Origin of the sequence: Flavobacterium saliperosum (assembly GCF_900100625.1) — a bacterium.
Lineage (GTDB): Bacteria > Bacteroidota > Bacteroidia > Flavobacteriales > Flavobacteriaceae > Flavobacterium > Flavobacterium saliperosum.
This window is the reverse complement of record NZ_FMTY01000002.1, coordinates 240,747-266,546: the sequence shown is the minus strand read 5'-3', so window position 1 is coordinate 266,546 and position 25,800 is coordinate 240,747. Positions and strand designations below refer to the sequence as shown.

General features: G+C 39.3%; 20 protein-coding genes and 1 tRNA gene. 14 read left to right on the top strand and 7 right to left on the bottom strand.

Annotation, left to right across the window (positions count from 1 at the left end; all coding sequences use genetic code 11):
* Positions 1 to 28 precede the first annotated feature (28 nt).
* Together trpA and BLQ05_RS04650 are read left to right on the top strand one after the other, a co-directional pair.
* On the top strand, positions 29 to 790 hold the full coding sequence (trpA, locus tag BLQ05_RS04655; RefSeq protein WP_023576541.1) for a tryptophan synthase subunit alpha: 762 nt from the start codon (positions 29 to 31) through the stop codon (positions 788 to 790).
* 299 nt (positions 791 to 1,089) lie between these two features.
* Positions 1,090 to 1,440 carry a hypothetical protein gene (locus BLQ05_RS04650; RefSeq protein ID WP_023576540.1) on the top strand — a complete coding sequence of 117 codons (351 nt, stop codon included), beginning with the start codon at positions 1,090 to 1,092 and terminating at the stop codon, positions 1,438 to 1,440.
* Here BLQ05_RS04650 and yaaA read toward each other — a convergent pair whose 3' ends face one another.
* Positions 1,441 to 2,199 carry a peroxide stress protein YaaA gene (gene yaaA / locus BLQ05_RS04645; protein WP_035654564.1) on the bottom strand — a complete coding sequence of 253 codons (759 nt, stop codon included), beginning with the start codon at positions 2,197 to 2,199 and terminating at the stop codon, positions 1,441 to 1,443.
* Between the two features lie 188 nt (positions 2,200 to 2,387).
* Here yaaA and BLQ05_RS04640 point away from each other — a divergent pair, with 188 nt between their 5' ends.
* Both BLQ05_RS04640 and BLQ05_RS04635 read left to right on the top strand, forming a co-directional pair.
* Positions 2,388 to 2,912: a DinB family protein gene (locus BLQ05_RS04640; RefSeq protein WP_023576538.1), complete on the top strand. Its 525-nt coding sequence runs from the start codon at positions 2,388 to 2,390 to the stop codon at positions 2,910 to 2,912.
* Positions 2,913 to 3,079: 167 nt separating this feature from the next.
* Positions 3,080 to 5,899: a T9SS type A sorting domain-containing protein gene (locus tag BLQ05_RS04635; protein WP_023576537.1), complete on the top strand. Its 2,820-nt coding sequence runs from the start codon at positions 3,080 to 3,082 to the stop codon at positions 5,897 to 5,899.
* Between the two features lie 80 nt (positions 5,900 to 5,979).
* Here BLQ05_RS04635 and glmM read toward each other — a convergent pair whose 3' ends face one another.
* On the bottom strand, positions 5,980 to 7,368 hold the full coding sequence (gene glmM, locus BLQ05_RS04630) for a phosphoglucosamine mutase (RefSeq protein WP_023576536.1): 1,389 nt from the start codon (positions 7,366 to 7,368) through the stop codon (positions 5,980 to 5,982).
* A 183-nt stretch (positions 7,369 to 7,551) separates the two neighbouring features.
* Between glmM and BLQ05_RS04625 the strand changes: the two genes are divergently transcribed.
* The 7 genes from BLQ05_RS04625 (at position 7,552) to BLQ05_RS04595 (ending at position 16,636) form a co-directional block, all read left to right on the top strand.
* Positions 7,552 to 8,136, top strand: coding sequence for an acyl carrier protein phosphodiesterase (locus BLQ05_RS04625; protein ID WP_023576535.1), 585 nt, complete (start codon positions 7,552 to 7,554; stop codon positions 8,134 to 8,136).
* Complete coding sequence (locus BLQ05_RS04620; protein WP_035654530.1) at positions 8,136 to 8,801, top strand: DNA alkylation repair protein; 666 nt, start codon at positions 8,136 to 8,138, stop codon at positions 8,799 to 8,801. Before BLQ05_RS04625 ends, BLQ05_RS04620 begins: the two co-directional genes overlap by 1 nt.
* Before the next feature lie 74 nt (positions 8,802 to 8,875).
* A complete protein-coding gene (locus BLQ05_RS04615) occupies positions 8,876 to 10,696 on the top strand; it encodes a chloride channel protein (RefSeq protein WP_023576533.1) in 1,821 nt (606 codons plus the stop codon).
* Positions 10,697 to 10,779: 83 nt separating this feature from the next.
* Positions 10,780 to 13,611, top strand: a complete 2,832-nt coding sequence (gene uvrA / locus BLQ05_RS04610) for an excinuclease ABC subunit UvrA (protein ID WP_023576532.1) — start codon at positions 10,780 to 10,782, stop codon at positions 13,609 to 13,611.
* 34 nt (positions 13,612 to 13,645) lie between these two features.
* A complete protein-coding gene (locus BLQ05_RS04605; protein WP_023576531.1) occupies positions 13,646 to 14,368 on the top strand; it encodes an LOG family protein in 723 nt (240 codons plus the stop codon).
* A 153-nt stretch (positions 14,369 to 14,521) separates the two neighbouring features.
* Positions 14,522 to 15,544, top strand: coding sequence for a DUF3667 domain-containing protein (locus tag BLQ05_RS04600; RefSeq protein ID WP_023576530.1), 1,023 nt, complete (start codon positions 14,522 to 14,524; stop codon positions 15,542 to 15,544).
* A 63-nt stretch (positions 15,545 to 15,607) separates the two neighbouring features.
* The gene (locus tag BLQ05_RS04595; RefSeq protein WP_023576529.1) at positions 15,608 to 16,636 is read left to right on the top strand and encodes a M28 family metallopeptidase; all 1,029 of its coding nucleotides are present in this window, start codon (positions 15,608 to 15,610) and stop codon (positions 16,634 to 16,636) included.
* Positions 16,637 to 16,686: 50 nt separating this feature from the next.
* On the opposite strand, the gene BLQ05_RS04590 is transcribed toward BLQ05_RS04595, so the two are convergent.
* From BLQ05_RS04590 to BLQ05_RS04570, 5 genes are all read right to left on the bottom strand, one after another.
* Complete coding sequence (locus tag BLQ05_RS04590; RefSeq protein ID WP_023576528.1) at positions 16,687 to 17,016, bottom strand: YegP family protein; 330 nt, start codon at positions 17,014 to 17,016, stop codon at positions 16,687 to 16,689.
* Between the two features lie 148 nt (positions 17,017 to 17,164).
* Positions 17,165 to 17,240: transfer RNA gene (locus tag BLQ05_RS04585), tRNA-His, on the bottom strand.
* Between the two features lie 63 nt (positions 17,241 to 17,303).
* A complete protein-coding gene (bshB1, locus tag BLQ05_RS04580; RefSeq protein WP_023576527.1) occupies positions 17,304 to 18,020 on the bottom strand; it encodes a bacillithiol biosynthesis deacetylase BshB1 in 717 nt (238 codons plus the stop codon).
* Entirely contained in the window at positions 18,021 to 19,103 is a 1,083-nt protein-coding gene (locus BLQ05_RS04575) for an isochorismate synthase (protein WP_023576526.1), read from the bottom strand.
* A 2-nt stretch (positions 19,104 to 19,105) separates the two neighbouring features.
* Positions 19,106 to 19,531 carry a PaaI family thioesterase gene (locus tag BLQ05_RS04570; RefSeq protein ID WP_023576525.1) on the bottom strand — a complete coding sequence of 142 codons (426 nt, stop codon included), beginning with the start codon at positions 19,529 to 19,531 and terminating at the stop codon, positions 19,106 to 19,108.
* A 155-nt stretch (positions 19,532 to 19,686) separates the two neighbouring features.
* Here BLQ05_RS04570 and BLQ05_RS04565 point away from each other — a divergent pair, with 155 nt between their 5' ends.
* From BLQ05_RS04565 to purL, 3 genes are all read left to right on the top strand, one after another.
* Positions 19,687 to 21,222, top strand: coding sequence for a right-handed parallel beta-helix repeat-containing protein (locus BLQ05_RS04565; RefSeq protein WP_035654562.1), 1,536 nt, complete (start codon positions 19,687 to 19,689; stop codon positions 21,220 to 21,222).
* Positions 21,223 to 21,241: 19 nt separating this feature from the next.
* Complete coding sequence (locus BLQ05_RS04560; RefSeq protein ID WP_023576523.1) at positions 21,242 to 21,889, top strand: DUF1579 domain-containing protein; 648 nt, start codon at positions 21,242 to 21,244, stop codon at positions 21,887 to 21,889.
* Between the two features lie 168 nt (positions 21,890 to 22,057).
* Positions 22,058 to 25,726 carry a phosphoribosylformylglycinamidine synthase gene (gene purL, locus BLQ05_RS04555; protein ID WP_023576522.1) on the top strand — a complete coding sequence of 1,223 codons (3,669 nt, stop codon included), beginning with the start codon at positions 22,058 to 22,060 and terminating at the stop codon, positions 25,724 to 25,726.
* Positions 25,727 to 25,800: the final 74 nt, after the last annotated feature.

Sequence of the window (25,800 nt, the reverse complement as noted above, 5' to 3'; positions counted from 1 at the left end):
CCATCCCTAACGCAAAAAACTAAAAAACATGAACAGAATAAACAACAAAGTACAGGAAAACAAAAAACTGCTGTCCATCTATTTTACGGCGGGATTTCCCAACCTCAACGATACAGTTTCCATCATTCAGGAACTTGAAAAAAACGGTGTGGATATGATAGAAATCGGATTACCTTTCAGCGATCCATTGGCCGACGGCCCCACCATTCAGGAAAGTTCCACCATCGCATTACAAAACGGGATGGCTACAAAATTGCTGTTTGAACAGCTGAAAGACATTCGGAAATCGGTTGACATTCCGTTACTTATCATGGGGTATTTCAATCCGATATTGCAGTTCGGAATCCACGAATTTTGCCAAAAATGTGCCGAAGTGGGCATCGACGGTTTAATCATTCCCGATTTACCAATGACTGTTTTCGAGCAAGATTACAAAGCTGTTTTTGAACACTACAATCTGAAAAACATCTTCCTAATAACACCACAAACCTCTACGGAACGCATCCGCAAAATTGACAGTCTCTCCGATAGTTTCATCTATATGGTAAGCAGTTCAAGTACCACCGGAAATCAGGAAGCATTTGGGGCTATTCAAAAAGGCTACTTTGAAAAAATCGCTAAAATGAAACTGAAGAACCCGCAAATTGTAGGTTTCGGAATCTCAAATGCCACCACTTTTTCAGAAGCGATAACCCATCAAAAAGGAGCCATAATCGGAAGTAAGTTTGTGAGTTATTTAAAAGAAAACCGGGTGGAAAACATTCTTGAATTTATTAAACAGATAATTTAATTAAAACAATCTATTTTATTGATAATTAGCATTAAAATTAAAAACAAAACTCTTTCTATTCATCGGGAACGAAAGCAATGATTAACAACTTACAGACTGATAAAAGAGTAAGATTACCTTTTTAAGGTTTATGTATTGAATCCACTGCGGAAATGAAATACTGCCTTTCAATTCGCTTGGTCGTATATTTTTTTCATTTAATCGATTTTTAATATCATAATGAAAAATTAACCCAAATTTAAAATATATTTGATTGATTCATAATAAGTTACATAGTATTAACCAAACACTTCTTCACCATGGGCATATTTACAAACGGCGACAAAAGGATTCTAAAGGAATTTTTACAGAAAAGTGAACTCAACTGTCACGACATCGAAAAAGAGATTGATGAGTTTTTAGTGGACTTACAATCGGAATACGAAGAAAACAGTTATGTCTTGAACGAATTCTCTGAATTTGTAAACGAACTTCGCGACAAACTCCAGCCATCCGATGCCAATCGATTAATGGAATTTTCTTCCCGTATAGGAAGAGTAAAACGTTGTGCCCGAAAAGGTGTCGAAGCACTTCGCGAGATTTCACGAGACCAGCGTAAAATGACCCGAGATACGTTCCGTGATTATGAAGAATATTTACATTTAGGTTAATTACCGGGTGAAAACCAGCGTGTTCCCTTTGCTTAAACTTTCATCAAATTTATAGCCCTCGTAATTGAAGCCTTTCAATTCTTCGAGGGTTTCCGCATTGGTATCAATAATGTAACGCACCATCATGCCTCTCGCCTTTTTCGCAAAAAAACTGATCATCTTGAGTTTACCGTCTTTATAGTCTCTGAATTCCGGAGTGATTACAGGTACTTTCAGCGTTTTCACATCAACAGCCGAAAAATATTCGTTACTGGCAAGATTCAGAAACAAATCGCCTTTTTTAAGCTCTTTGTTTAATTCTTTGGTAATCTTGGTCTTCCAGAGCTCATACAGGTTTTTGTTTTTACCTATTGGCAGTTGTGTACCCATTTCCAAACGATACGGCTGCATTAAATCCAATGGTTTCAATAGTCCGTACAAACCGGAAAGTATGCGGAGTTTGTCCTGCAAAACGGCTACTTTTTCGATTGGCAGATTGTAAACATCCAAACCGAGGTACACATCACCATTAAAAGCATAAACGGCTGGTCTCGCATTGTCAGGAGTAAATGGTGTTGCCCATTCCTGATTGCGTTGCCAGTTCAGATCGGCTAACTTATCTGAAATATCCATTAATTCCATCAGCTGTTTGGGTTTCTTTTTCTTCAACACTTTATGCACCGAATTGGCTTCTTTTAAAAAGCAGGCTTCCGTGTATTGTGCTGTTGGCAATTCTTTTTCAAAATCCAATGACTTAGCTGGAGAAATAACGATTTTCATTGTTTGTTTTTTAATGGTTTTCAAAAGTACAAATTCCAATTCTAAAACCATATACGACAAGATTGATTCTACAGATTTCAGTATTGATAAAAATGATTGTATTCAAATGTCATCGACAAGGAAAGTATTGCTTTTCATAAATTCATGAAATGATAAAAATCGTATCTTAGTCAGCAAATTCTGAAACCATGAAATTTAATCTCGATGATGCTATAGCCATTCTGGAACGCACGCCTTTTATTTTGCAATCCCAATTGAAAAACCTCTCCGAAGTATGGACACATTGCAACGAAGGTCCCGACACCTGGAGCACTTTTGATGTTTTAGGACATTTGATTCATGGTGAAAAAACGGATTGGATAGGCCGACTGGAAATCATCCTTTCTGAAGGCGATAACAAAACCTTCACGCCTTTCGACCGTTTTGCGATGTTTGAAGAAAGCAAAGGGAAAAACCTCAACCAACTGTTGGAAGAATTCAAATCACTCAGAAAACAAAATTTGGAAGTCCTGAAATCTAAAAAAATTACCGAAGCCGATTACTCCCGCAAAGGCATTCATCCTGTTTTCGGTGAAGTGACGCTTTCGGAGCTACTAAGCTGTTGGGTAGCGCACGATTTAGACCATTTAGCTCAGATTAACCGAATTATGGCCAAACAGTATAAGGAAGAAGTGGGTCCGTGGATTGAGTTTTTAAGAATATTGAAAACATAAAACCCTAAGTTACCATTTCGGAGTTAAATTGAATTTTTGATATTTCTCAAAAATTATCTATCTGTCAAATATCTGTGAGAATATTACAGTACATTTGCACATATACAATCAAATATCTGATTATTCAATTTCCATTATCAACAAGGCAGATAAACAAAAACATGTTTATGAAAAAAATCTACTTTTTATTGCTCTTTTTTGCTTTTTTAAGTCAAAACGGAAGCGCACAATCACCAACTATCGACAATTCCTTTAATCCAAACGACAATGGCACTTACCAGCAAAACATCGGAACAAAAAGTGCCCTGCTTCCTGACGGAAAATTATTATCTGTTTATGAAAATCCTTCAATTGGATTATTCCGTGATATTATACGATTAAATGCTGATGGTAGTATTGATGAAACTTTTAATTATACCGATCAACTATATACAAATGAAATTTTTGTAAAATCGGACGGAAAATTTTTAACAACTGTTGACAGCTACAATGAAGTTAGCGGAAATATGACTATTAAATGTTATAATGCTGACGGTTCAGTAAACAATAGTTTTGCTATACCTGTTTTTGAAAACATTAGCTCAGGAACACCCGATAATATTAGAATTAATGATGTCATTTATCAAAACGACGGAAAAATCATTGCGGTAGGCGATTTTACTAAAGTAAATAATGTGACCTGTAATAATATTGTCCGATTAAACAGCGACGGTAGCATAGATACCACTTTTACACATGGAATTATTTTTAACGCCACATATAGTTATTGGATACAATCCATAGCGATACAAAGCGATGGGAAATATGTGGTAGGGGGTGAATTTACACCAATCGGGACGAATTCAAATGCCAGGATAGCACGTATTAACAGTAATGGAACTTTGGATTCATCTTTTAATGTTTATTTTACCGGGACTATGGACCATACAATTAATGGCTTCGGTAGCTTTATAGACAAAGTTGCCATCCAAACTGACGGAAAAATCCTTGTAGCTTGTGGTGCCTTTTATTCCGGTGGATATGTAGTATCTTATGGCTTTACGCGATTAAATTCGAACGGAACTCGAGATACTGGTTTTATCCGAGCAAATGATAATAGCGGAATTATAATCAGTGATTTTTGCATTCAGTCGGACGGCAAAATCGTATACCCTGCCGAAACTAAAATAAAAAGACTTAATACCAATGGTTCTGTTGATGCAACTTTTACTTATACGAATTCAAGTTACACAAATTACCCTTGCAGTTTATATATGCAAAGTGGTAAAATTATTGTAAATATCGATTATAATGAACCAAGTGGAAGAAGCAGAAAAGGCATTCACAGACTAAATACAAATGGTACTCTTGACATAACATTTAACCCCAGCCAGGGTACAAATATTATATCATCACAACTTAACGGTAATTCCTCTGGTAATCACAACTTAAAAGTATTAACCGATGGCAGCTTTTTAATTATGGGGACTTTCTCTTCCTATAATGACAATGGTTTTAACCACATGTGTAAAGTGGCTCCAAACGGAGCTTTTGATTCGAGTTTTACAATAGACCCGCTAATTAGTTTTTCGTCATCAACAAGTTATGATCAAAAATCAAGCATCATCAGAGAACAAACTGACGGTAAAATACTACTTACAAGTACGCCGACAATAAGCGCATTGGTAAACGGTGTGGAAAAAGAATTAATCAGAATAAATGCAAACGGTTCGCTTGACACTTCTTTTACCCCTATTTCCGGTAACGACATTCTAGATTTTGAAATTCAGAATGACGGTAAAATAATTGCTATTGGCACTGGCCCTCTTTTTATGCAAAGTGCCAAATATAAAGTCATCCGATTAAACGCAGATGGTTCATTGGATACTTCATTTACTTCTGTGCTTTTCGATCAGAATCTGACTCATATTGAGCTTCAGGCAGACATGAAAATTTTAGTAACGCATCCTGTCTATTATCCTGCTCCAACTTATGTAATGGTTCCGGGATTACAAAGATTAAATACGGACGGTTCATTAGATAGCGCTTTCAATCCGACACAAGGCAGAATCAACTACACCAAAATTCAGCCGGATGGTAAAATATTGATTTCATACTATAACAATGTAGCATCCAGAACCTATCTAGGCCGACTGAATGCTGACGGAACAAATGATGCCTCTTTTAACCTTAATTTTGGGGGATACACATCGGATTCATCTCCAGCTTTCGATAAAATATTCGTTACCTCTCAGGGAAAAATAATTACTAGTCCGGTGTTAAATCAATTTAACAATGTTACCACCGATAAAATGTATTATATTTTTAATGCTAACGGTGTCTTGGAAAGTTCGTTTATAAATAATGATTTTAATATTGGATTAAGAGCTTCGCAGCAAAATTGCGATGCTATACTATTAAGCGGCTCCTTTGATAAAATTGACGGTAACAGAAAAAACGGCATTGTCAGATATAGTTTATCAAATGTTCCATCTTCACTTACACCAACAGGTTCAACATATCAAAACTTCACGACTGGGCAAACACTCTCTAACCTTGTTGTAAACGGACAAAACATTCAATGGTATAGCACTCAAAATTCCTGTACAACGACCAGTACATACAGAAATGGCAATGAGGTGAGCAGTTTATTGCCTGGTTCCACATTACTTGTTGATGGGGTTACCTATTATGCTTCACAAACTGTTGGCGGGATTGAAAGCGTTTACAGACTTCCTGTAACTGTACGCCAAACATTAAGCACAAATGATGTGATATTCGAAAAATTAAAATTTTACCCTAATCCAGCGCAAAATGTATTAAATATTAGTAACGATGAATTAATTGACCGCGTGGAAATATATAATTTAATGGGACAGAAATTTATGGATGCTACTTATAATTCAAATGATGTTCAAATTAATGTTTCCGGATTTAATACTGGTATTTATTTAGTAAAAGTACATAATGGCGCTAAATTCCAATCCATACAGTTTATAAAGAAATAACATTGTACTTTAAATTTTAATAAAAACCCTGAGCTTTCACTCAGGGTTTTGTTTTGTATCAAAATCCGTAATAGAATAAATTATATTCCGGCAACCTGTTTCAGTTCACTAACAAAACGTTCCGCTAAAACATCCGCTGCGTTTTGTGTCGGTGCTTCGGTATAAATACGGATAATCGGTTCGGTATTTGATTTTCGCAAGTGGACCCATTCCGTAGGGAAATCGATTTTCACTCCGTCGATGGTTGAAATATTTTCAGAAGCATATTTTTCGGTCATCGTTTTCAAAACGGCATCCACATCAATTTGCGGCGTCAGTTCGATTTTGTTTTTACTCATGAAATACTGCGGGTAAGAAGCTCTCAATTCGGCTACCGTCATTTCCATATTCGCCAAATGCGTAAGAAATAAAGCAACGCCCACTAAACTGTCGCGTCCGTAATGACTTTCCGGATAAATGATTCCGCCGTTCCCTTCTCCGCCGATAATCGCGTGGGTCGATTTCATCAATTCTACTACGTTCACCTCACCTACTGCACTTGCCTGATAACTTCCGTTGTGTTTTTCGGTAATATCGCGTAACGCTCTTGAAGACGACATGTTCGAAACCGTATTTCCGGGAGTTTTGCTTAATACGTAATCGGCAACAGCCACCAAAGTATATTCTTCACCGAACATTTCTCCGTCGTTGGAAATAAATGCCAAACGATCCACATCCGGATCGACAACAATTCCGAAATCAGCTTCTTCTTTTACCACCAATTGACAAATGTCTCCCAAATGTTCTTTCAACGGCTCTGGGTTATGAGGGAAATGGCCGTTAGGTTCGCAGTACAATTTTACCACTTCCACGCCCATCTGTTCCAACAATTTCGGAATAATGACACCTCCTGAAGAATTCACTCCGTCTACTACAACCTTAAATTTTCTTTTGGCAACTGCATCAGCATCCACTAAAGGCAAATTCAAAACCTCGTCAATGTGAATGTCCATGTAGGCATCGTTTTCGGTAACCGTCCCTAAACTGTCCACATCCGAAAAATCAAACGCTTCCGCTTCGGCGATTTCTAAAATTTTAGCACCATCGGCACCGTTTAAAAATTCTCCTTTGTCATTCAACAATTTCAATGCGTTCCATTGTTTCGGATTATGAGAAGCTGTCAGAATAATTCCGCCATCCGCTTTTTCCATAGGAACCGCCACTTCGACTGTTGGCGTGGTTGACAAACCCAAATCGATTACGTCAATTCCTAATCCAACAAGCGTATTGACAACCAAATTGTGAATCATCGGTCCCGAAATACGGGCATCGCGACCAATTACAACGGTTAGCTTTTCTTTCCAACTGTTTTGTTTTAAAAACGTTCCGTAAGCCGATGCGAATTTTACCGCATCCACAGGTGTTAGGTTATCCCCCACTTTACCGCCAATGGTGCCGCGGATTCCCGAAATGGATTTTATTAAAGTCATATGAATTTCGTTTTTTGTAAGTACAAATATAAGAAAGTTGCTTAGTGGCTAAGTTACTTAGTTGCTAAGTTTTTTCATATATTTACAATTAATGTTTTTTTTCAGAAACTCAGAAACTCAGAAACTCAGAAACTCAGAAACTCAGAAACTCAGAAACTCAGAAACTCAGAAACTCAGAAAAAAATGAACTTCTTAGCACACATCTATCTTTCCGGAAACAACGATTTGATTAAAATCGGGAATTTCATTGCGGACGGCATCCGTGGTCACGACTACGAACAGTTTCCGATTGATGTGCAAAAAGGCATACTGTTGCACCGTGCCATTGATACCTTTACGGATGCGCATCCGGTTTTCCGACAGAGCAAACACCGCTTGCATGAAGCTTACGGACATTACTCAGGGGTAATTATGGATATTTTCTACGACCATTTTCTGGCAAAAAACTGGGCGGTCTATTCCGATGAAAAACTGGAAGACTATGCCGAACGATTTTATCAGTCACTACGGGATAATTACGATTGGCTGAACCCGAAAACACAGGCCATGATGCCCTCGATGATTGGTCGAAACTGGCTTGCTAGTTATGCAACAATAGAAGGCATCGGAATGATTTTATTTCAGATGGATCATCGGACCAAAAATCGCGTTTCGATGCAGAATGCCGTAAAAGAACTCGAACAATACTACACCAAATTCGAATCGGAATTCACCGCTTTTTTTGAAGAATTACGAGCGCATGTTCAACAAAAACTGGCCATTTTATAATGAGCTTTGTCTCTGAACTGGAAAATGCTTTCCGCGAAAATACTTCAGCAGAAATTGCCGGGCCAATGGAAGCTTACATGAAAAACAATTTTTCTTTTTTCGGAATCAAAACCACACCGCGAAGAGAAATCCTGAAAGAACTCTGGAAAACCCACAAGGAAGAAATCAAACAAAACGCAAAAGCCATTGCTTGGGAATTGTTTTCGAAAAAGGAACGCGAGTTTCATTATTGTGCCATCGAGATTCTGATAAAGGAACTCAAAAAAAGTTACGTTAAAGAAGACATCCTACTCATAGAAAAAATGATTGTAACCCATTCCTGGTGGGACAGCGTGGATACAATTGCAAAATTTCTGTTGGGAAATTATTTAGTTCAATTTCCGGATGAAACAGAAAATGTTGTGACTAAGTTTTCAAATTCAGATAATATGTGGCTGAACCGTTCTGCAATTTTGTTTCAATTGGATTATAAAGTGCAGACCGATGCAAAATTGTTGTTTTCCATCTGCGAAAAGTTCAAAGGTTCCAAAGAATTTTTCATTCAGAAAGCCATTGGTTGGGCATTACGCGATTACAGTCGGTTCAACCCGAAAGGCGTAACGGAATTTGTAGCTAAAACCGATTTAAAGCCACTAAGCAAACGGGAAGCACTCCGAAATTTATAATTTTTTTAAAACAAGGTTCTCATAAAATTGGCTTATTTTAGCGTTTCATTTGTTTGTAATCTAAAAAAACACCAATGCCCGATAAAAAAGTTTCACCTCTCCTTTTGTTGCTGCGTAAACAATTAAAGCGTTTTGAAGCTTTTCTTTTTTTATTGAAATCGATTCTGAGCAACCGGCAATTCTTATACGTTTCCTGTGTATTGGTCGGAATCTCATCAGCGTTGGCGGTAATTGTTTTAAAAACCTTTGCGCATTGGGTTTTCCGTTTTGCCAATTATATAGACGGTATTTTACATTTGCCCTATTCCAACAGTATTCTTCCCGTAATTGGTATTTTACTGACCGCTTTCGTCATCAAAAAATTCCTTGACGGCAGTATCGAAAAAGGCACGTCTCAGATTATGATTGCAGTAGCCAACAAATCGGGAATCATGCCGAGAAAACAAATGTATGCGCAAATCATAACCAGCTCACTAACCGTTGGCATGGGTGGTTCTGCCGGACTGGAATCGCCAATTACCATTACCGGTGCCGCTTTCGGGTCCAATTATGCTCAAAAATACCGACTGAATTACAAAGACCGAACCTTACTATTGGCATGCGGTGTGGCAGCCGGAATTGCAGCCGCCTTTAACGCTCCAATAGCCGGCGTTTTGTTTGCCATCGAAGTGATTTTAGCCGATATGAGTGTAACGGCTTTTATCCCGATTATGATTTCGGCGGCCACAGGCGCTTTGGTTTCCACGGTGGTTTTGAAAGAAGATATATTACTGACCTTCAGAGGACAACTTACCTTCGACTATCACAATATTCCCTATTACATTATCTTAGGGATTCTGGCCGGATTGGTTTCCGTCTATCATGCGCGAAATTTTCGGAAAGTGGAACATTTTTTCAGTAAGTTCAAATCGTCCACGTATAAAAAAGCTTTGTTTGGAGCTTCTCTTTTAGCTATACTGATTTTCTTTTTTCCAACGCTTTTCGGGGAAGGTTATGAAAGTATCAAAACGCTGTCCTCCGCAAATCCGGGAGTTTTATTGGAAAACACCATTTTAGACGAACACAAATCCAACGAATGGATACTACTGGGTTTCATCGGAGTGACTTTAATGATAAAATCCATCGCAACCGGACTCACATTAGGCAGTGGCGGGAACGGTGGCAACTTCGCCCCTTCCCTTTTTGTGGGTTCCTACCTTGGTTTTTTTGTTGCCAAATTTTTTCAGCTTACCGGAATCAACAAAGAATTGCCAATCAGTAATTTTTCAATTGTTGGCATGGCAGGTGTTTTAAGCGGATTGTTTCATGCGCCGTTAACCGCCATCTTCCTGATTGCTGAAATTACCGGCGGCTACGGTTTAATGGTGCCACTGTTAATTGTTTCGTCCATCAGTTTTGCGATTTCAAAAAGCATGGAAGGGCATTCGATGGACATTAAAAACCTGGCGGATTCGGGAACGGTTTTCACCACGGATAAAGATAAAAACATCCTGTCTTCCATCGATTTATCAAAACATCTTAAAACCAATTTCGTTACTATTGCGTCCACTGCGAAACTGGACGATGTGGCCAATTTACTTTCAGAGACAAAACAAACTGTTTTTCCGGTAGTTAATGAAAAAGACGAATTTCAAGGCATTATCCATTTCGATACTATCCGGCCGATTATTTTCAATGATTTTCAGAAAAAACACACTCCGTTAAGCGATGTAATCGAAACTCCAAAAGAAACCGTTTGCTATGATGAAGTCATGGAAACCGTCATGGAGAAATTCGAAACTTCAAATTCAGAAATGCTCTTCGTTCTGAAAGACAAAACCTGCTTGGGTTACATTGCAAAAGTCGACATTCTGGATGCGTATCGGGAAAAACTGAAATCCTTGCGGATAGAATAAATTTCTGTTTTCTTTTCACGGCTACTTACTAAAATTGGCTACAAAACAGTACCTTTGCGTTTTGCACAACTACACAGCTAATTATGTTAAATACAGAAGATACGATTGAAGTTTTAGGCGCCCGCGTCCATAACCTTAAAAATATAGATGTTGTTATTCCGCGTGAAAAACTTGTGGTGATAACCGGGCTTTCGGGTTCCGGAAAATCGTCATTGGCTTTCGATACTATTTATGCCGAAGGACAACGCCGTTACATCGAAACGTTCTCTGCCTATGCCCGTCAGTTTTTGGGTGGTCTGGAACGCCCGGATGTGGATAAGATTGACGGACTTTCCCCGGTGATAGCCATCGAGCAGAAAACCACCAGTAAGAGTCCGCGCTCCACCGTTGGAACGATTACCGAAATTTACGATTTCCTTCGATTATTATTTGCCAGAGCCGGTGAAGCCTACAGTTACAATACCGGTGAAAAAATGGTTTCCTATTCCGATGACCAGATCAAGGAACTTATTTTTGAGAACTTCAACGGAAAGAGAATCAACATTTTAGCCCCGATAATCCGTTCACGTAAAGGACATTACCGTGAATTATTCGAACAGATTTCCAAACAGGGATTTGTAAAAGTACGTGTGGACGGTGTTATCCGTGATTTGGAATATGGCATGAAAATTGACCGTTACAAAACCCACGATATCGAAACGGTTATTGACCGAATGGCGATAGATACAACGGAAGATTTAGACAAACGTCTGACCGAAAGCATTAAAACCGCGATGTATCACGGTGATGGTATCATGATGATTATCGAGCAGGAAAGTCAGGAAGTACGGTATTTCAGTCGGAATTTAATGTGTCCGACCACCGGAATTTCCTATCCGAATCCGGAGCCGAATAACTTCTCGTTCAACTCCCCGAAAGGTGCCTGTCCGCATTGCAACGGATTGGGAACCGTGAACGAAATCAATCTGAATAAAATCATCCCGAATCCGAAATTATCCATCAAACAAGGTGGTTTTGCTCCGTTGGGGGAACAAAAAAGTTCGTGGATTTTCAAACAATTGGAAATTATCGGAGAAAAATACGGGTTCAAATTAACAGATGCCATAGAAACTATTCCTGAAGTTGCGATGGAAATGATTTTGAATGGCGGAAACGAGAAATTTTCAGTGGTTTCCAAAGTAATGGGCATCACGAAAGACTATAAAATCGATTTTGAAGGGATTTCGAATTTCATCAAAAACCAATACGAAGAAAGCGGTTCGGCCTCCATCAAACGTTGGGCGAAGGAATTCATGGACGAAACCGATTGTCCGGAATGTCGCGGAACCCGATTGCGAAAAGAATCCCTGTATTTTAAAATCAACGAAAAAAACATTGGCGAATTATCAGCCATGGATATCGACGAATTGAGTACCTGGTTTGAAAACTTAGACACTCATTTATCGGAAAAACAAAAAGCCATTGCCGTAGAAGTCGTTAAGGAAATTAAAGCCCGTTTGCAGTTTTTGGTGGATGTCGGCTTAAATTATCTGGCATTGGAACGAAGTTCAAAATCACTTTCGGGTGGTGAAGCGCAACGTATCCGTCTGGCCACGCAAATCGGTTCACAATTGGTTGGAGTCCTTTATATTTTGGACGAACCGAGTATCGGATTACACCAACGCGATAACGAAAAACTGATTCACTCTTTGGAACAATTGCGCGATATCGGAAACTCGGTTATTGTGGTGGAACACGACAAAGACATGATTGAACGTGCCGACTATGTGATTGACATCGGTCCGAAAGCGGGTCGTTTTGGCGGAGAAATCATCAGTTGCGGTACTCCGGCCGAACTGCTGAAAGAAAAAACCATTACGGCGCAGTACCTTAACGGACAAATGGAAATTGCTGTTCCTAAAATACGACGTGAAGGCAACGGAAAATCAATAAAACTAAGTGGTGCGACAGGAAATAACCTGAAAAATGTTTCCGTGGAATTTCCGTTAGGACAACTGATTTGTGTTACGGGAGTTTCGGGCAGCGGTAAATCGACATTGATTAACGAAACGCTCTACCCTATTCTGAACGCCCATTTCTTCAACGCGGTAAAAAAACCACAGCCGTACAAAAAAATTGAAGGGCTGGAGCACATAGACAAAGTAATTGACATTGACCAAAGTCCGATTGGGCGTACACCACGCTCCAATCCGGCAACGTATACCGATGTGTTTTCGGAAATCCGAAGCCTGTATACCCAAACGCCCGAAGCCATGATTCGTGGTTACAAACCGGGGCGTTTCAGTTTTAATGTTTCAGGTGGACGATGTGAAACCTGTGAAGGTTCGGGTGTGAGAACCATTGAAATGAGTTTCTTACCGGATGTGTATGTGGAATGTGAAACCTGTCAGGGCAAACGTTTCAACAGGGAAACACTGGAAATCCGTTACAAAGGGAAATCAATTTCGGATGTATTGGCGATGACGGTGGATGAAGCGGTGCCGTTTTTTGAAAACATTCCGAAAATCTACCGAAAAATCAAAACCATTCAGGACGTTGGTTTGGGATACATTACATTGGGACAACAAAGCACGACCCTTTCCGGAGGTGAAGCGCAACGTATCAAACTGGCTACCGAATTATCCAAAAAAGATACCGGAAATACCTTTTACATTCTTGACGAACCTACAACCGGATTGCATTTTGAAGACATTCGCGTGTTGATGGATGTGATTACTAAACTGGTTGAAAAAGGCAATACCGTTTTGATTATCGAACACAATATGGACGTAATCAAACTCGCCGATTACATCATTGACATTGGTTATGAAGGTGGAAAAGGCGGCGGTGAGCTGATTGCCAAAGGAACTCCGGAAGAGATCATTAAAAATAAGAAAAGCTATACTGCGCAATTTTTGAAAAAAGAATTACATTAGCAGGCTATTTTAATTTTAACGAAAAAGAAAAATGATGAAAGATGATTTTTTAAGTGATGACGACAAAATCCAGGAAAAGTTCAAACAAAAAACCTGGAACGAAATACGTTCTAACGATTCATGGGCAATTTTTAAAATTATGTCGGAGTTCGTTAACGGATATGAATCCATGGGACGAATTGGTCCGTGTGTATCCATTTTCGGATCAGCGAGAACGAAGCCGGATAACAAATATTATTTATTGGCAGAAAAAATTGCTTATAAAATCAGTCAGGCCGGATATGGTGTGATTACCGGTGGCGGTCCCGGAATTATGGAAGCCGGAAATAAAGGGGCGCATCTTGGAAACGGAACTTCCGTAGGTTTAAACATTGATTTGCCTTTTGAACAACATTACAATCCGTATATCGACAAAGACAAAAACCTGAGTTTCGATTATTTCTTTGTGCGCAAAGTAATGTTCGTAAAATATTCTCAGGGATTCGTTGTAATGCCGGGCGGTTTTGGTACGTTAGACGAATTGTTTGAAGCCGTTACCCTAATCCAAACCAAAAAAATAGGAAAGTTCCCTATTATCTTAGTGGGAAGGGAATTCTGGAGCGGATTATTGGATTGGATTAAAGCCGTTATTATTGAAAAAGAAAACAATGCCAATCCGGAAGACATGAATCTTATTAAAGTGGTGGATACCGAAGATGAAGTTTTGGAAGTACTGGATACCTTCTATAAAAAATACAATCTTAGCCCTAACTTCTAAGAAATCAAAAAGAGCTCCCAAAATCGGGAGCTTTTTATTTATACGCAATTACCCTTACAATCCATTTCATCTTAAAAATCAGTAGTTTATACAGAAAACACTTATTGTATTCTTTTTTATTTTTAAATTTAAGTGATTTAAAGGTAATTCGAAATGAGTAAAGGGGTACTTCGTGAAGACAAGACTTGTTTAAATTGCGGCACTTTCGTGGAAGAACGTTTTTGCCCCCAATGTGGTCAGGAAAATACCGAAACCCGAAAATCGTTTCATTATCTTTTTACCCATTTTGTGGAAGACCTCGTTCATTATGACAGCAGTTTCTGGAAAACCATGAAATACCTTCTCTTCCATCCGGCGAGACTCACACGCGAGTACCTGTCCGGGAGAAGACAACGTTTTGTGGCTCCGATTAAACTTTACATTTTCATCAGCTTCATTACCTTTTTCCTTTCCGGACTTGTACTAAACGAAAAAAATATTGCCTTTGGAGATAAAGATGCCGCCATTAAGGTTACGAAATCAACTGATGAAGCCAAGGTAAATCTCTGGAACAGTAACGACAGCATTCCGAAAGAACAACAAGGATACAACAACAGCTGGATGGACGAATACGGCTGGTTTGGAAAATATAAGACCGTAAAAGCATTGGATTCTGTTCAGAGCTTACTTCCCGAAAAAGACAAATTAGACAAAATCGAATACTGGTATACCAAAAAAATGGTTACCGTTGCTGAACATAATACTTTCAGACAGGCTTTCGACAAATCACTCATACATTTCAAGCAAAACCTACCGAAAGTACTTTTCCTTTATTTGCCTGTTTTTGCATTCTGGTTGTGGTTTTTTCACGGAAAAAAACGCTGGTATTATTTCGATCACGGAATTTTCACGTTACACTATTTCTCCTTCATGCTTCTGCTTACCAGTTTGCTTATAATTTCAGAATGGATTCAAAGTTACAGTGACCTAATACTGTTCGAGGTCTTAAAAGGTATAATTCGCATTGCTTACTTTTTCTGGCTCATCATTTATTTTTACAAAGCACACAAACGGTTTTACGGCGAAAATAAATTCATCTCTTTTTTAAAAAGTTCCACGTTGTTTTTCATAAATTTCATTTTTCTTTGGATTGTGTTGGTTGCCTACATTATTTACACCGCAATGACAATTGAATAAAAAAATAAATTTAAAGTGAAACAAAAATCTATTTTTGCTACTAATTAGAAAACATCAATCAATATGAAAAAAATAATCATGCTAAGCCTGGTGCTTTCGTTGAGTTTTGCAAGTTGTACTTCACAACAAAAAATTGCCGAGACAAAAACAAGCACGCCGGAAAACTACCTGAAAGCAATCAGTCAGGAAAATTTAAAGAAAAACCTGTATGTTATTGCTTCTGATGAAATGCAAGGAAGAAATACGGGGGAACCCGGACAAAAAAAAGCGGGGGAATACATCATCAATCAATACAAGAAACTTGGGATTTCTTTTCCAAAAGGAGCCGATAGTTTTTATCAAAAAGTCCCTTCCGAATACATGAAAAAAGGATTCAGTCCGAAACTGAATGATTCCGAGAACATCTGGGCTTACATTGAAGGTTCTGAAAAACCGGAAGAAGTTTTGGTTATTTCCGCACACTACGATCACGTCGGAATGAAAAACGGGGAAATCTATAACGGTGCCGATGACGACGGTTCCGGAACGGTTGCCGTAATGGAAATTGCCAAAGCCTTTATGGAGGCTAAAAAGGCCGGAAAAGGTCCGAAACGATCCATTTTATTCCTTCATGTAACCGGAGAAGAACACGGCTTACACGGTTCGCGTTATTATTCTGAAAATCCGTTATTCCCATTGAAAAATACCATTGCCAATATTAATATAGACATGGTGGGTCGTCGCGATAATTTGAATCCGAATGACAGCAATTATATTTATGTGATTGGTTCCGACCGATTAAGCTCGGAATTGCATACCATTAACGAAGAGATGAACAGTAAATACGTTAACCTGCGTTTGGATTACAAATACAACGACAGAAACGATCCGGAGCAAATTTATTACCGTTCCGACCATTATAACTTTGCGAAAAAAGGGATTCCTGCAATTTTCTTCTTTAATGGCATTCATGATGATTATCACAAGCCGACCGATGAAGTGGAAAAAATCGAGTTTGATGCCCTGACCAAAAGAGCAAAACTGGCATTTGCATTAGCCTGGGAGTTAACAAACCGCGAAAACCGCATTGTTGTTGACCGTGACGGAAAATAAACCCATAAAAAAAGCTCCTCAATGAGGAGCTTTTTTATTTTAAATGCTAATTATAATTCTTCTTTTACAGCGGCATCCGGTGCATTTTTCTTAACGGATTCGATCCCGTTTTCACGAGCGGCTTCTGACTCATACATTTCACTGTTCCCAATGATTTGTCCGTTAGTAGCTTTTAAATTAAAATACGGCTTTCCGTTTTTGGATTCCAAACGGTCAAAACGCGCATCGTCCTGAGAATTTTTTCGTACTGACTCAATTCCGTTTTCACAAGCTGCTCTGGTTGTATAACCTTCACTCGCTAAAATAACCTGACCGTTACCTGCTTTCAATACAAACTGAAATTCACCGTTTGTTCTTTTTGTAATTAAAAATGATCCCATAATACTTTTTTTATGTTCTACTTATTAATTTGCTTTTAATTTAGCTTCACTAATATAGTAAGATTTTTATTAGGAATCCGCTTTTTATTCAAAAAAAAAATGAAAAATAAAAAAAGCCTCCAGTTTCCTGGAGGCTTACCAATGTTAAGGGTGAAAGACGGGTCTCGAACCCGCGACCTTCGGAACCACAATCCGACGCTCTAACCAACTGAGCTACAATCACCATTTGTTTTGCGAGTGCAAATATAGGGGTTTTATCGGCTTTCGCAAATAAAAAAATAAAAAAATTATCGCAAATCTCCTAAACTATTGACTGCCAAATACCTCTCTACAGTAAATCCTTCTCCAAAATCGGTGCCGATGAGTCTTCCCAGGTCCTGAGAGCGATAAACTAGGCTGTCCAGAAAGTTTTTCGTTGCAATTGGGGTTATCGGTTCATTCGAATTGGGTTCGTAAAATTGGGAACTGTAGGCCATGACAGCTTCCACTTTCTTGTCTGTAAATCCGGTTACGTCCACTACAAAATCGGGTTCGCTGTTTTTCCACTGAATGTAATGGTACACTAATTTTGGTCGCCAGGCTTCCTGTTGTTCGCCGTTGTCCACCGTTTCAATTCGGCGTAAACCCGATAAAAAACAAGCGTCGGAAACCAGTTTACTGCCCTTTCCGTGATCGATATGACGGTCTTCAACCGCATTACACAACACGATTTCCGGTTGGTATTTGCGAATCATCCTGATAATTTCCAATTGGTGTTTTTCATCGTTAACAAAAAAGCCGTCACGGAATCTCAGGTTTTCACGAATCTGAACTCCGAGAATTTTTGCAGCCGCAGCCGCTTCTTCATCCCTGATATCCGCAGAACCTCTTGTTCCTAACTCACCTCGCGTCAAATCGACTATTCCTACTTTTTTACCCAATGAAATTTCTTTGGCAATAGTAGCGCCACAACCTAATTCCACATCATCGGGATGCGCCCCGAAAGCTAGTATATCTAATTTCATTTAATTTAAAATTTTCTTCATGGTCATTGACTTGTTAACCGTTTCAAGGAATTCTTTTTCCGGATCGCTGTCCTTCGTAATTCCGCAACCGATATACAAACTCGCTTTTGTCATTGCGGCATTCGAAGCAATCTCTATTTTCATGCACCGCAAATTAACATACAAATCCGAACACTCACTTTTGCCAATTGCGAAATTCATATTCAGTTCCCCTAAAAACCCGGCATAATATTCTCTGTCATACCCCTCGCTTTCCAAAATGAAATCTTTGGCAATCAACTTCGGATAACCGCAAACTGCCGGAGTCGGATGCAATACTTTCAGCACTTCACCCAAATCGGATTTCTCATTAAGCTTTGCGGAAATATCGGTTTTGATGTGCAGTAAATTTCCGGCTTCAACGGTATACGGACTGGAAACCACTTCTTCCGAAACAAAACTTTTAATGTTCTCAAGAATAAATTGGGTCACGTATTGTTGCTCTTCCTGCTCTTTCGATTTCCAAACGGTATGCTCTTTTCCTTTATTAACTTTAGTTCCCGCCAAGGCAACGGTTTCAATGTCAAAATCTTTTACTTTCAGCAATTGCTCCGGAGTGGCTCCCATCCACATCCCCACTTTAGGATGATAAAAGACGTATTTAAACGCCGATGGATAACTAAGAAGCATTTTTTTAAATGTCGTTTCAACATCAAATGTCTCCAGTGCGATTTCTTCTTTTCTTGAAAGCACTACTTTTTGGAAATGTCCGGCATTGATAGCACTGATTCCTTTTTCAACTAAATGTTCAAAATCGGATTTGGCTTTTTCGTCCATTTCATAAAAAACATTTTCCGACAACCGCAGTGCCTCACTTTGAAAATGTTCCGTAATTATTTTCAAATGTTCTTCCGGAAAAAGCACGATGTGTTCTCCCTCAAAAGGAGCAAAAACAAACCCTCTCTCTTTAAAATTCCCAACAGTATACAAATGATCGTTGTCTTGAAAAAGCCCCACAATGAAAGGCTTATTCGGCTTGGAATACAAAACAAACGGCAGGTTCTGTTCCTGATGTGTCTTTACTTTTAGGAATAAATCGGTCATAGTTATCTTTTTCTTGGTAAGACCATATTGGTCAGTTTGCAAAGTGAAATCAGTCTTCCTTCTTCATCGGTAATTCGGATTTCCCAGAGATGGATACTCGCTCCTTTATGAATGATTCTTGCGGTTCCGGTAACAATTCCTTCCCGCTTACTTTTCAAATGATTCGCAGAAATCTCGATACCACGAACTTCCTGCTTTTCAGGATTCACAAACATTAAAGAAGCCGCACTTCCCACGCTTTCGGCCAATGCAACCGAAGCCCCACCATGCAACAATCCCATAGGCTGGTGAACGCGAGGGTTTACCGGCATTGTCGCTACTAGAAAATCTTCGCCGGCATCGACAAACTCCATTTCCAGCGTTTCCATTAAAGTGTTTTGTGAGAAGTTTTTACAAAGTTGCAGTACCTTATCTTTATCAAATGACATAGTTAATTCTTTAGAAATGTAAATTTATGAAATGTAAAGCCATTATTCTCATCCGAAAGTAAACTAATTTGGTTAAAAATACGTTAAGCAGTTAAGTGAATTCTTATATGAAATTTAAAAAAAATCAATACTTTTACCAAAAACAAGCACTTTTTATGCGTCATTACCTGTATATTCTTTTCATTGGATTTGTGTTGTCACTAACTTCCTGCCGTCAGGATTTTGAATTTGAACCAAGCTCTGGCGGACTTGAATTTTCCAAACAAACCGTTTATCTGGATACGGTTTTTACCAATATCGGTTCGAGCACGTATACCCTTAAAGTCTATAACAACAGTGATAAGGACATTAAAATACCAACGCTTCAGTTAGCGGAAGGTCAAAATTCCAAATACCGTTTAATGGTAGATGGCATACCCGGAAAAGTGTTCAACAATGTGGAATTACTGGCCAAAGACAGTATGTTTATTTTCATAGAAACCACGATTGATTATAGTGAATATGCCAATCCGGATTCGGAATACCTTTACACCGATAAAATCGAATTTCACAACATAAGCGGCGCTCCGCAAACCGTTGATTTGGTTACATTGGTTAGAGATGCCTATTTTTTATACCCAAAACGATTTGGAGACGGAACCACCGAAACCTTACCAATTGGCGGTGAAGAGATTTACGGTTTTTACTTAGATCACAATGACCCGGCAAATGGGGACGAATATGAATGGATTAACGACAAACCTTACGTTATTTATGGTTATGCGGCGGTTCCCGACAATGAAATCCTAAACATTCATCCGGGGGCTAAAATTCATTTTCATGCCGATTCCGGATTGATTATCGGAAGTAATGCTACCATCAATTCAAACGGTACTCCTTCTACTTATGATGTTGACGGAAATGTAATTGAGGATAATGAAGTGGTTTTTGAAAGCGATCGTCTGGAACCCGATTTTGCCGATGTTCCCGGACAATGGGGCACCATCTGGATGACCTTGAATAGTAACGGTAAGTTCAATAACACAACCATCAAAAACGCAACTGTCGGATTACTGATTGATAAAAATACCGGAACACTCAACATGACTAATGTTCAGATTTACAACTGTTCCAATTACGGCATTTTAGCAAAAACCGCTACCATTGACGGAAAAAATGTGGTGATTAACAACTGTGGACAGGCTGGTTTGGCTTGTTCCCTTGGAGGCGATTACAATTTTACACATTGTACGTTTGCCAATTACTGGCCAAGACCAAATCAGGTTCCGGTTTCCATTGACAACGGAGATGGTACAGCTCCATTCGCTCTTGTAAATGCTAATTTCACCAACTGTATTATTTATGGCTCAAGCAGCTATGGAATTTCATTAAAAAAAGAAGGAAACCTTTTCGATTATAATTTCAGAAATTGCCTGATTAAGTTCTTCGATTTCGGACAATTTGAAAGTGATCCGTTGTATCCGATTGCCAACACAACTGATTATACGAATTGTATCATTGCCCGAAATTCAACTACCAATAAACCTGATTTTCTAAATCCTACTAACAACAGGCTCATCATTGGCGAAGATTCGGCTGCAAAAGGAACTGCTGATTTCTCGTTTTCAACCGGAACATCTGATATTTTAAATAAAGAGAGGTTTGGACCGTTGTCTGATATGGGCGCTTATAATTTTATTATATTTGAGTAAACCAAAAAACCAAATATTTATGAACAAAACAATTTTAACTTTGGCAATTGCATCCTTAAGTTTGATTGCCTGCAAAAAAGACGGAGAAAAAACAGATTCTCAGTCTACGGTTGATTCAACAGCTACGAAAACAGAAGAAGTTGCCACAATGATTCCGGATTCTGCCACTATCAGCAAAGCATGGACAGAGTACGCCACTCCGGGTGATGCCCACAAAAGAATGGCAGCAGACAACGGTGTTTGGGATGAAGATATGACTTCATGGCAACATGAAGGTGGAGAACCCATGAAAATGAAAATGACTGCAGAAATCAAAACCATCTTCGACGGTAAATACCAGGAAGCGGTTCACAAAGGGGATTTTATGGGAATGCCTTTTGAAGGAAAAAGCACCTTAGCTTACGATAATGCTTCCAAAGAATACATCTCTACCTGGATTGACAACATGAGTACAGGAATTATGGTAATGAGAGGTAATTATGATGACGCTTCCAAAACCTTCAAAATGGAAGGTGAAGTTATCGATCCGGTAACGAAGAAAATGAAAAAAATGCGGGAAGTTATTACCATTATGGATGATAACACTCAAAAAATGGAAATGTACGACACCGGATATGACGGAAAAGAGTTCAAAAACATGGAAATTATCATGAAAAGAAAAAAATAATTTCTTAAAATAATTCTACAGAAAAGCACAGGTTAAATCTTGTGCTTTTTTTATGAACACAAACTTTGTTAACTGACTTTTTTGGAATAAATTTGCACTTTCAAAACAACAACACACCCGAAGCGCACCGAACAGTTTGGAGCGTAGCGGAATAAAACAACTACAACAATGATTCATTTCTTCGGAAACCAAACCAACACGGTTTTTGCAGTTCAGTCGCAAAACGAACTATCGACAGAAGACATCACTAAATTAAACTGGCTTTTTGGCAACGCACATAAAATAGAAAAATCCGTACTTGCGGATTTTTTTGTTGGACCCCGTGCCGCTATGGTAACACCCTGGAGTACGAATGCCGTTGAAATCACTCAGAATATGGGTATTTCCGGTATCATCCGAATTGAGGAATTTGAAAAGGTTGCGACCGATTTCTCCGATTTCGACCCCATGCTTTCACAAAAATATACAGAGTTAAATCAGGAGATTTACACCATCAATATCCAACCGGAACCCATTTTAGACATTGACGATATCGATGCCTATAACAAATCGGAAGGCTTGGCTTTGAGTCCGGAAGAAGTGGACTATCTGAATAATTTATCCGCCAAATTAGGCCGAAAACTAACGGATTCTGAGATTTTTGCGTTCTCACAAGCCAATTCGGAACACTGTCGTCATAAAATCTTCAACGGAACTTTCGTGATTGACGGCGTGGAAAAACCAACTTCCCTATTCAAATTAATCAAGAAAACATCGGAAACAAATCCAAACGATATTGTGTCCGCTTATAAAGATAACGTAGCATTTGTAAAAGGGCCGAAAGTAATGCAGTTCGCACCAAAAAGTGCTGACAAACCTGATTTTTATTCTGAAAAAGAATTTGATTCGGTACTTTCCCTAAAAGCAGAAACACACAACTTCCCTACTACTGTGGAACCGTTCAACGGAGCTGCAACCGGTTCAGGAGGAGAAATTCGTGACCGTTTAGCAGGTGGACAAGGTTCATTGCCTCTAGCCGGAACTGCGGTTTACATGACTTCCTACTCAAGACTGGAAGAAAACCGTCCTTGGGAGGAGGCCATGAACGCCAGACCTTGGTTGTACCAAACTCCGATGGACATCCTAATCAAAGCCTCTAACGGAGCTTCTGATTTCGGAAATAAATTCGGGCAACCGCTAATTACGGGTTCCATTTTAACGTTCGAACACGAGGAAAACAACCGTAAAATCGGTTACGATAAAGTAATCATGCAGGCGGGCGGAATCGGTTACGGAAAATTAGACCAAGCCATTAAAAAGAAACCACAGGAAGGCGATAAAATCGTAATTCTTGGTGGGGAAAATTATAGAATCGGAATGGGTGGTGCTGCGGTTTCTTCTGCAGATACCGGTGCTTTCGGTTCGGGAATCGAAATGAATGCCATTCAGCGTTCGAATCCGGAAATGCAAAAACGTGCTGCCAATGCCATTCGTGGTTTGGTGGAAAGCGACAACAATCCAATCGTATCGATTCACGATCACGGTGCTGGTGGACATTTGAACTGTCTTTCGGAATTAGTGGAAGAAACGGGTGGATTAATCGATTTGGATAAATTACCGGTGGGAGACCCTACCCTTTCGGCTAAAGAAATTATCGGTAACGAATCTCAGGAAAGAATGGGATTGGTTATTGGTGAAAAAGATATTGACATCCTTCAGAAAATTGCCGACCGTGAGCGCTCACCTATGTATCAGGTGGGTGATGTAACTGCCGATCATCGTTTTACATTCGAGTCAAAATCGACAGGTGCCAAACCAATGGATTATGCTTTGGAAGACTTCTTCGGAAGTTCGCCAAAAACCATCATGACCGATAAAACGGTTGCTACGAATTATTCCGATTTAACCTATACAACTTCAGACATTCCAACCTACTTAAGCCAAGTACTGCAATTGGAAGCCGTAGCCTGTAAAGACTGGTTAACCAATAAAGTAGACCGTTGTGTGGGGGGACGTGTTGCCAAACAACAATGTGCCGGTCCCTTACAATTACCGTTGAACAATGTTGGTGTTATGGCCTTGGATTTCAAAGGAAAAGAAGGAATTGCCACCACGATTGGCCACTCGCCTATTGCTGCATTGGTTGATCCTGTAGCGGGTTCAAGAACAGCAATTGGGGAAGCGTTATCGAATTTGGTTTGGGCACCATTAAAAGACAATTTGCAATCGGTTTCACTTTCGGCTAACTGGATGTGGGCCTGTAAAAATGAAGGTGAAGATGCAAGATTATACGAAGCGGTAAAAGGCTGTTCGGATTTCGCTATCGAATTGGGTATCAATATTCCAACCGGAAAAGATTCCTTATCGATGAAACAAAAATATCCGAATGACGAAGTGATTGCACCGGGAACGGTTATTATTTCGGCAGCCGGAAACTGTTCCAATATCACTAAAGTTGTGGAGCCTGTTCTTCAGAGAAACGGCGGAAACATCTACTATATCAATTTATCTCAGGATAACTTCAAATTAGGAGGTTCTTCTTTTGCGCAGGTTTTAAACAAAATCGGTAATGAAGTACCAACTATTAAAAATGCGGCTTATTTTAAATCGGCATTCAATGTGTTGCAGGATTTAATTAAAGAGCGTAAAATCAAAGCCGGACACGATATCGGAAGCGGTGGTTTAATCACTACGCTTTTGGAAATGTGTTTCGCTGATGTGAAACTGGGCGCGTTAATTGACCTGACTTCCTTAGGAGAAAAAGATACGGTAAAAGCCTTATTCAACGAAAATATCGGATTGGTTTTCCAGGCAGATGCTGAAGTTGAAGCTGTTTTTACTCAAAACAATATCACGATTTTCAACATCGGTACGGTAGTGGAAAATGATGTCTTTACGGTGATGAACCATGACGACGCTTTTACGTTCAGTGTTTCCACATTGAGAGATATCTGGTTCAAAACATCATTCCTTTTAGATTCGAAGCAATCGAAAAACGGAACGGCTTTAGAGCGTTACAATAATTACAAAAACCAACCGCTTACCTATACTTTCCCATCCCATTTTGACGGAAAAGCACCGGTAATCGATAATTCAAAACCAAGACCGAAGGCAGCCATCATCCGTGAAAAAGGAAGTAATTCCGAGCGTGAAATGGCGAACTCCATGTTCCTGGCAGGTTTTGACGTAAAAGACGTTCACATGACGGATTTAATTTCCGGTCGTGAAACATTGGAAGACATTCAGTTCATCGGAGCTGTGGGAGGCTTCTCGAATTCGGACGTGTTAGGTTCTGCGAAAGGTTGGGCCGGAGCATTTTTATACAATGAAAAAGCGAATACCGCGCTGAAAAACTTCTTCAAACGTGAGGACACTTTATCAGTGGGAATCTGTAACGGTTGCCAGTTGTTCATGGAATTGGAGTTAATCAATCCGGAGCATGAAGTACACGGAAAAATGCTGCACAATAACTCGCACAAACACGAAAGTATCTTTACTTCAGTAACGGTTCAAAAAAATAATTCGGTGATGCTTTCTTCTTTGGAAGGGGCTACTTTAGGGGTTTGGGTTTCACATGGCGAAGGGAAATTCAACTTACCTTATACTGAAGAAAAATACAATATCGTTGGAAAATACGGCTATGAAGGATATCCGGCAAATCCGAACGGTTCCGATTACAACACAGCCATGTTATGTGACACAACCGGACGCCACTTGGTAACCATGCCGCACATTGAGCGTTCGACTTTCCCTTGGAACTGGGCACATTATCCGGATAACGGACAAAAAGACGAAGTGACGCCTTGGCATGAAGCGTTTGTGAATGCCCGTAAATGGATTGAAGCAAAAAACAAATAATATTTTCTCTAAATTCCAAAAGAAGCACTCTGTTTTTAGGGTGCTTTTTTGTATTATTGTACGAAATTATTTCG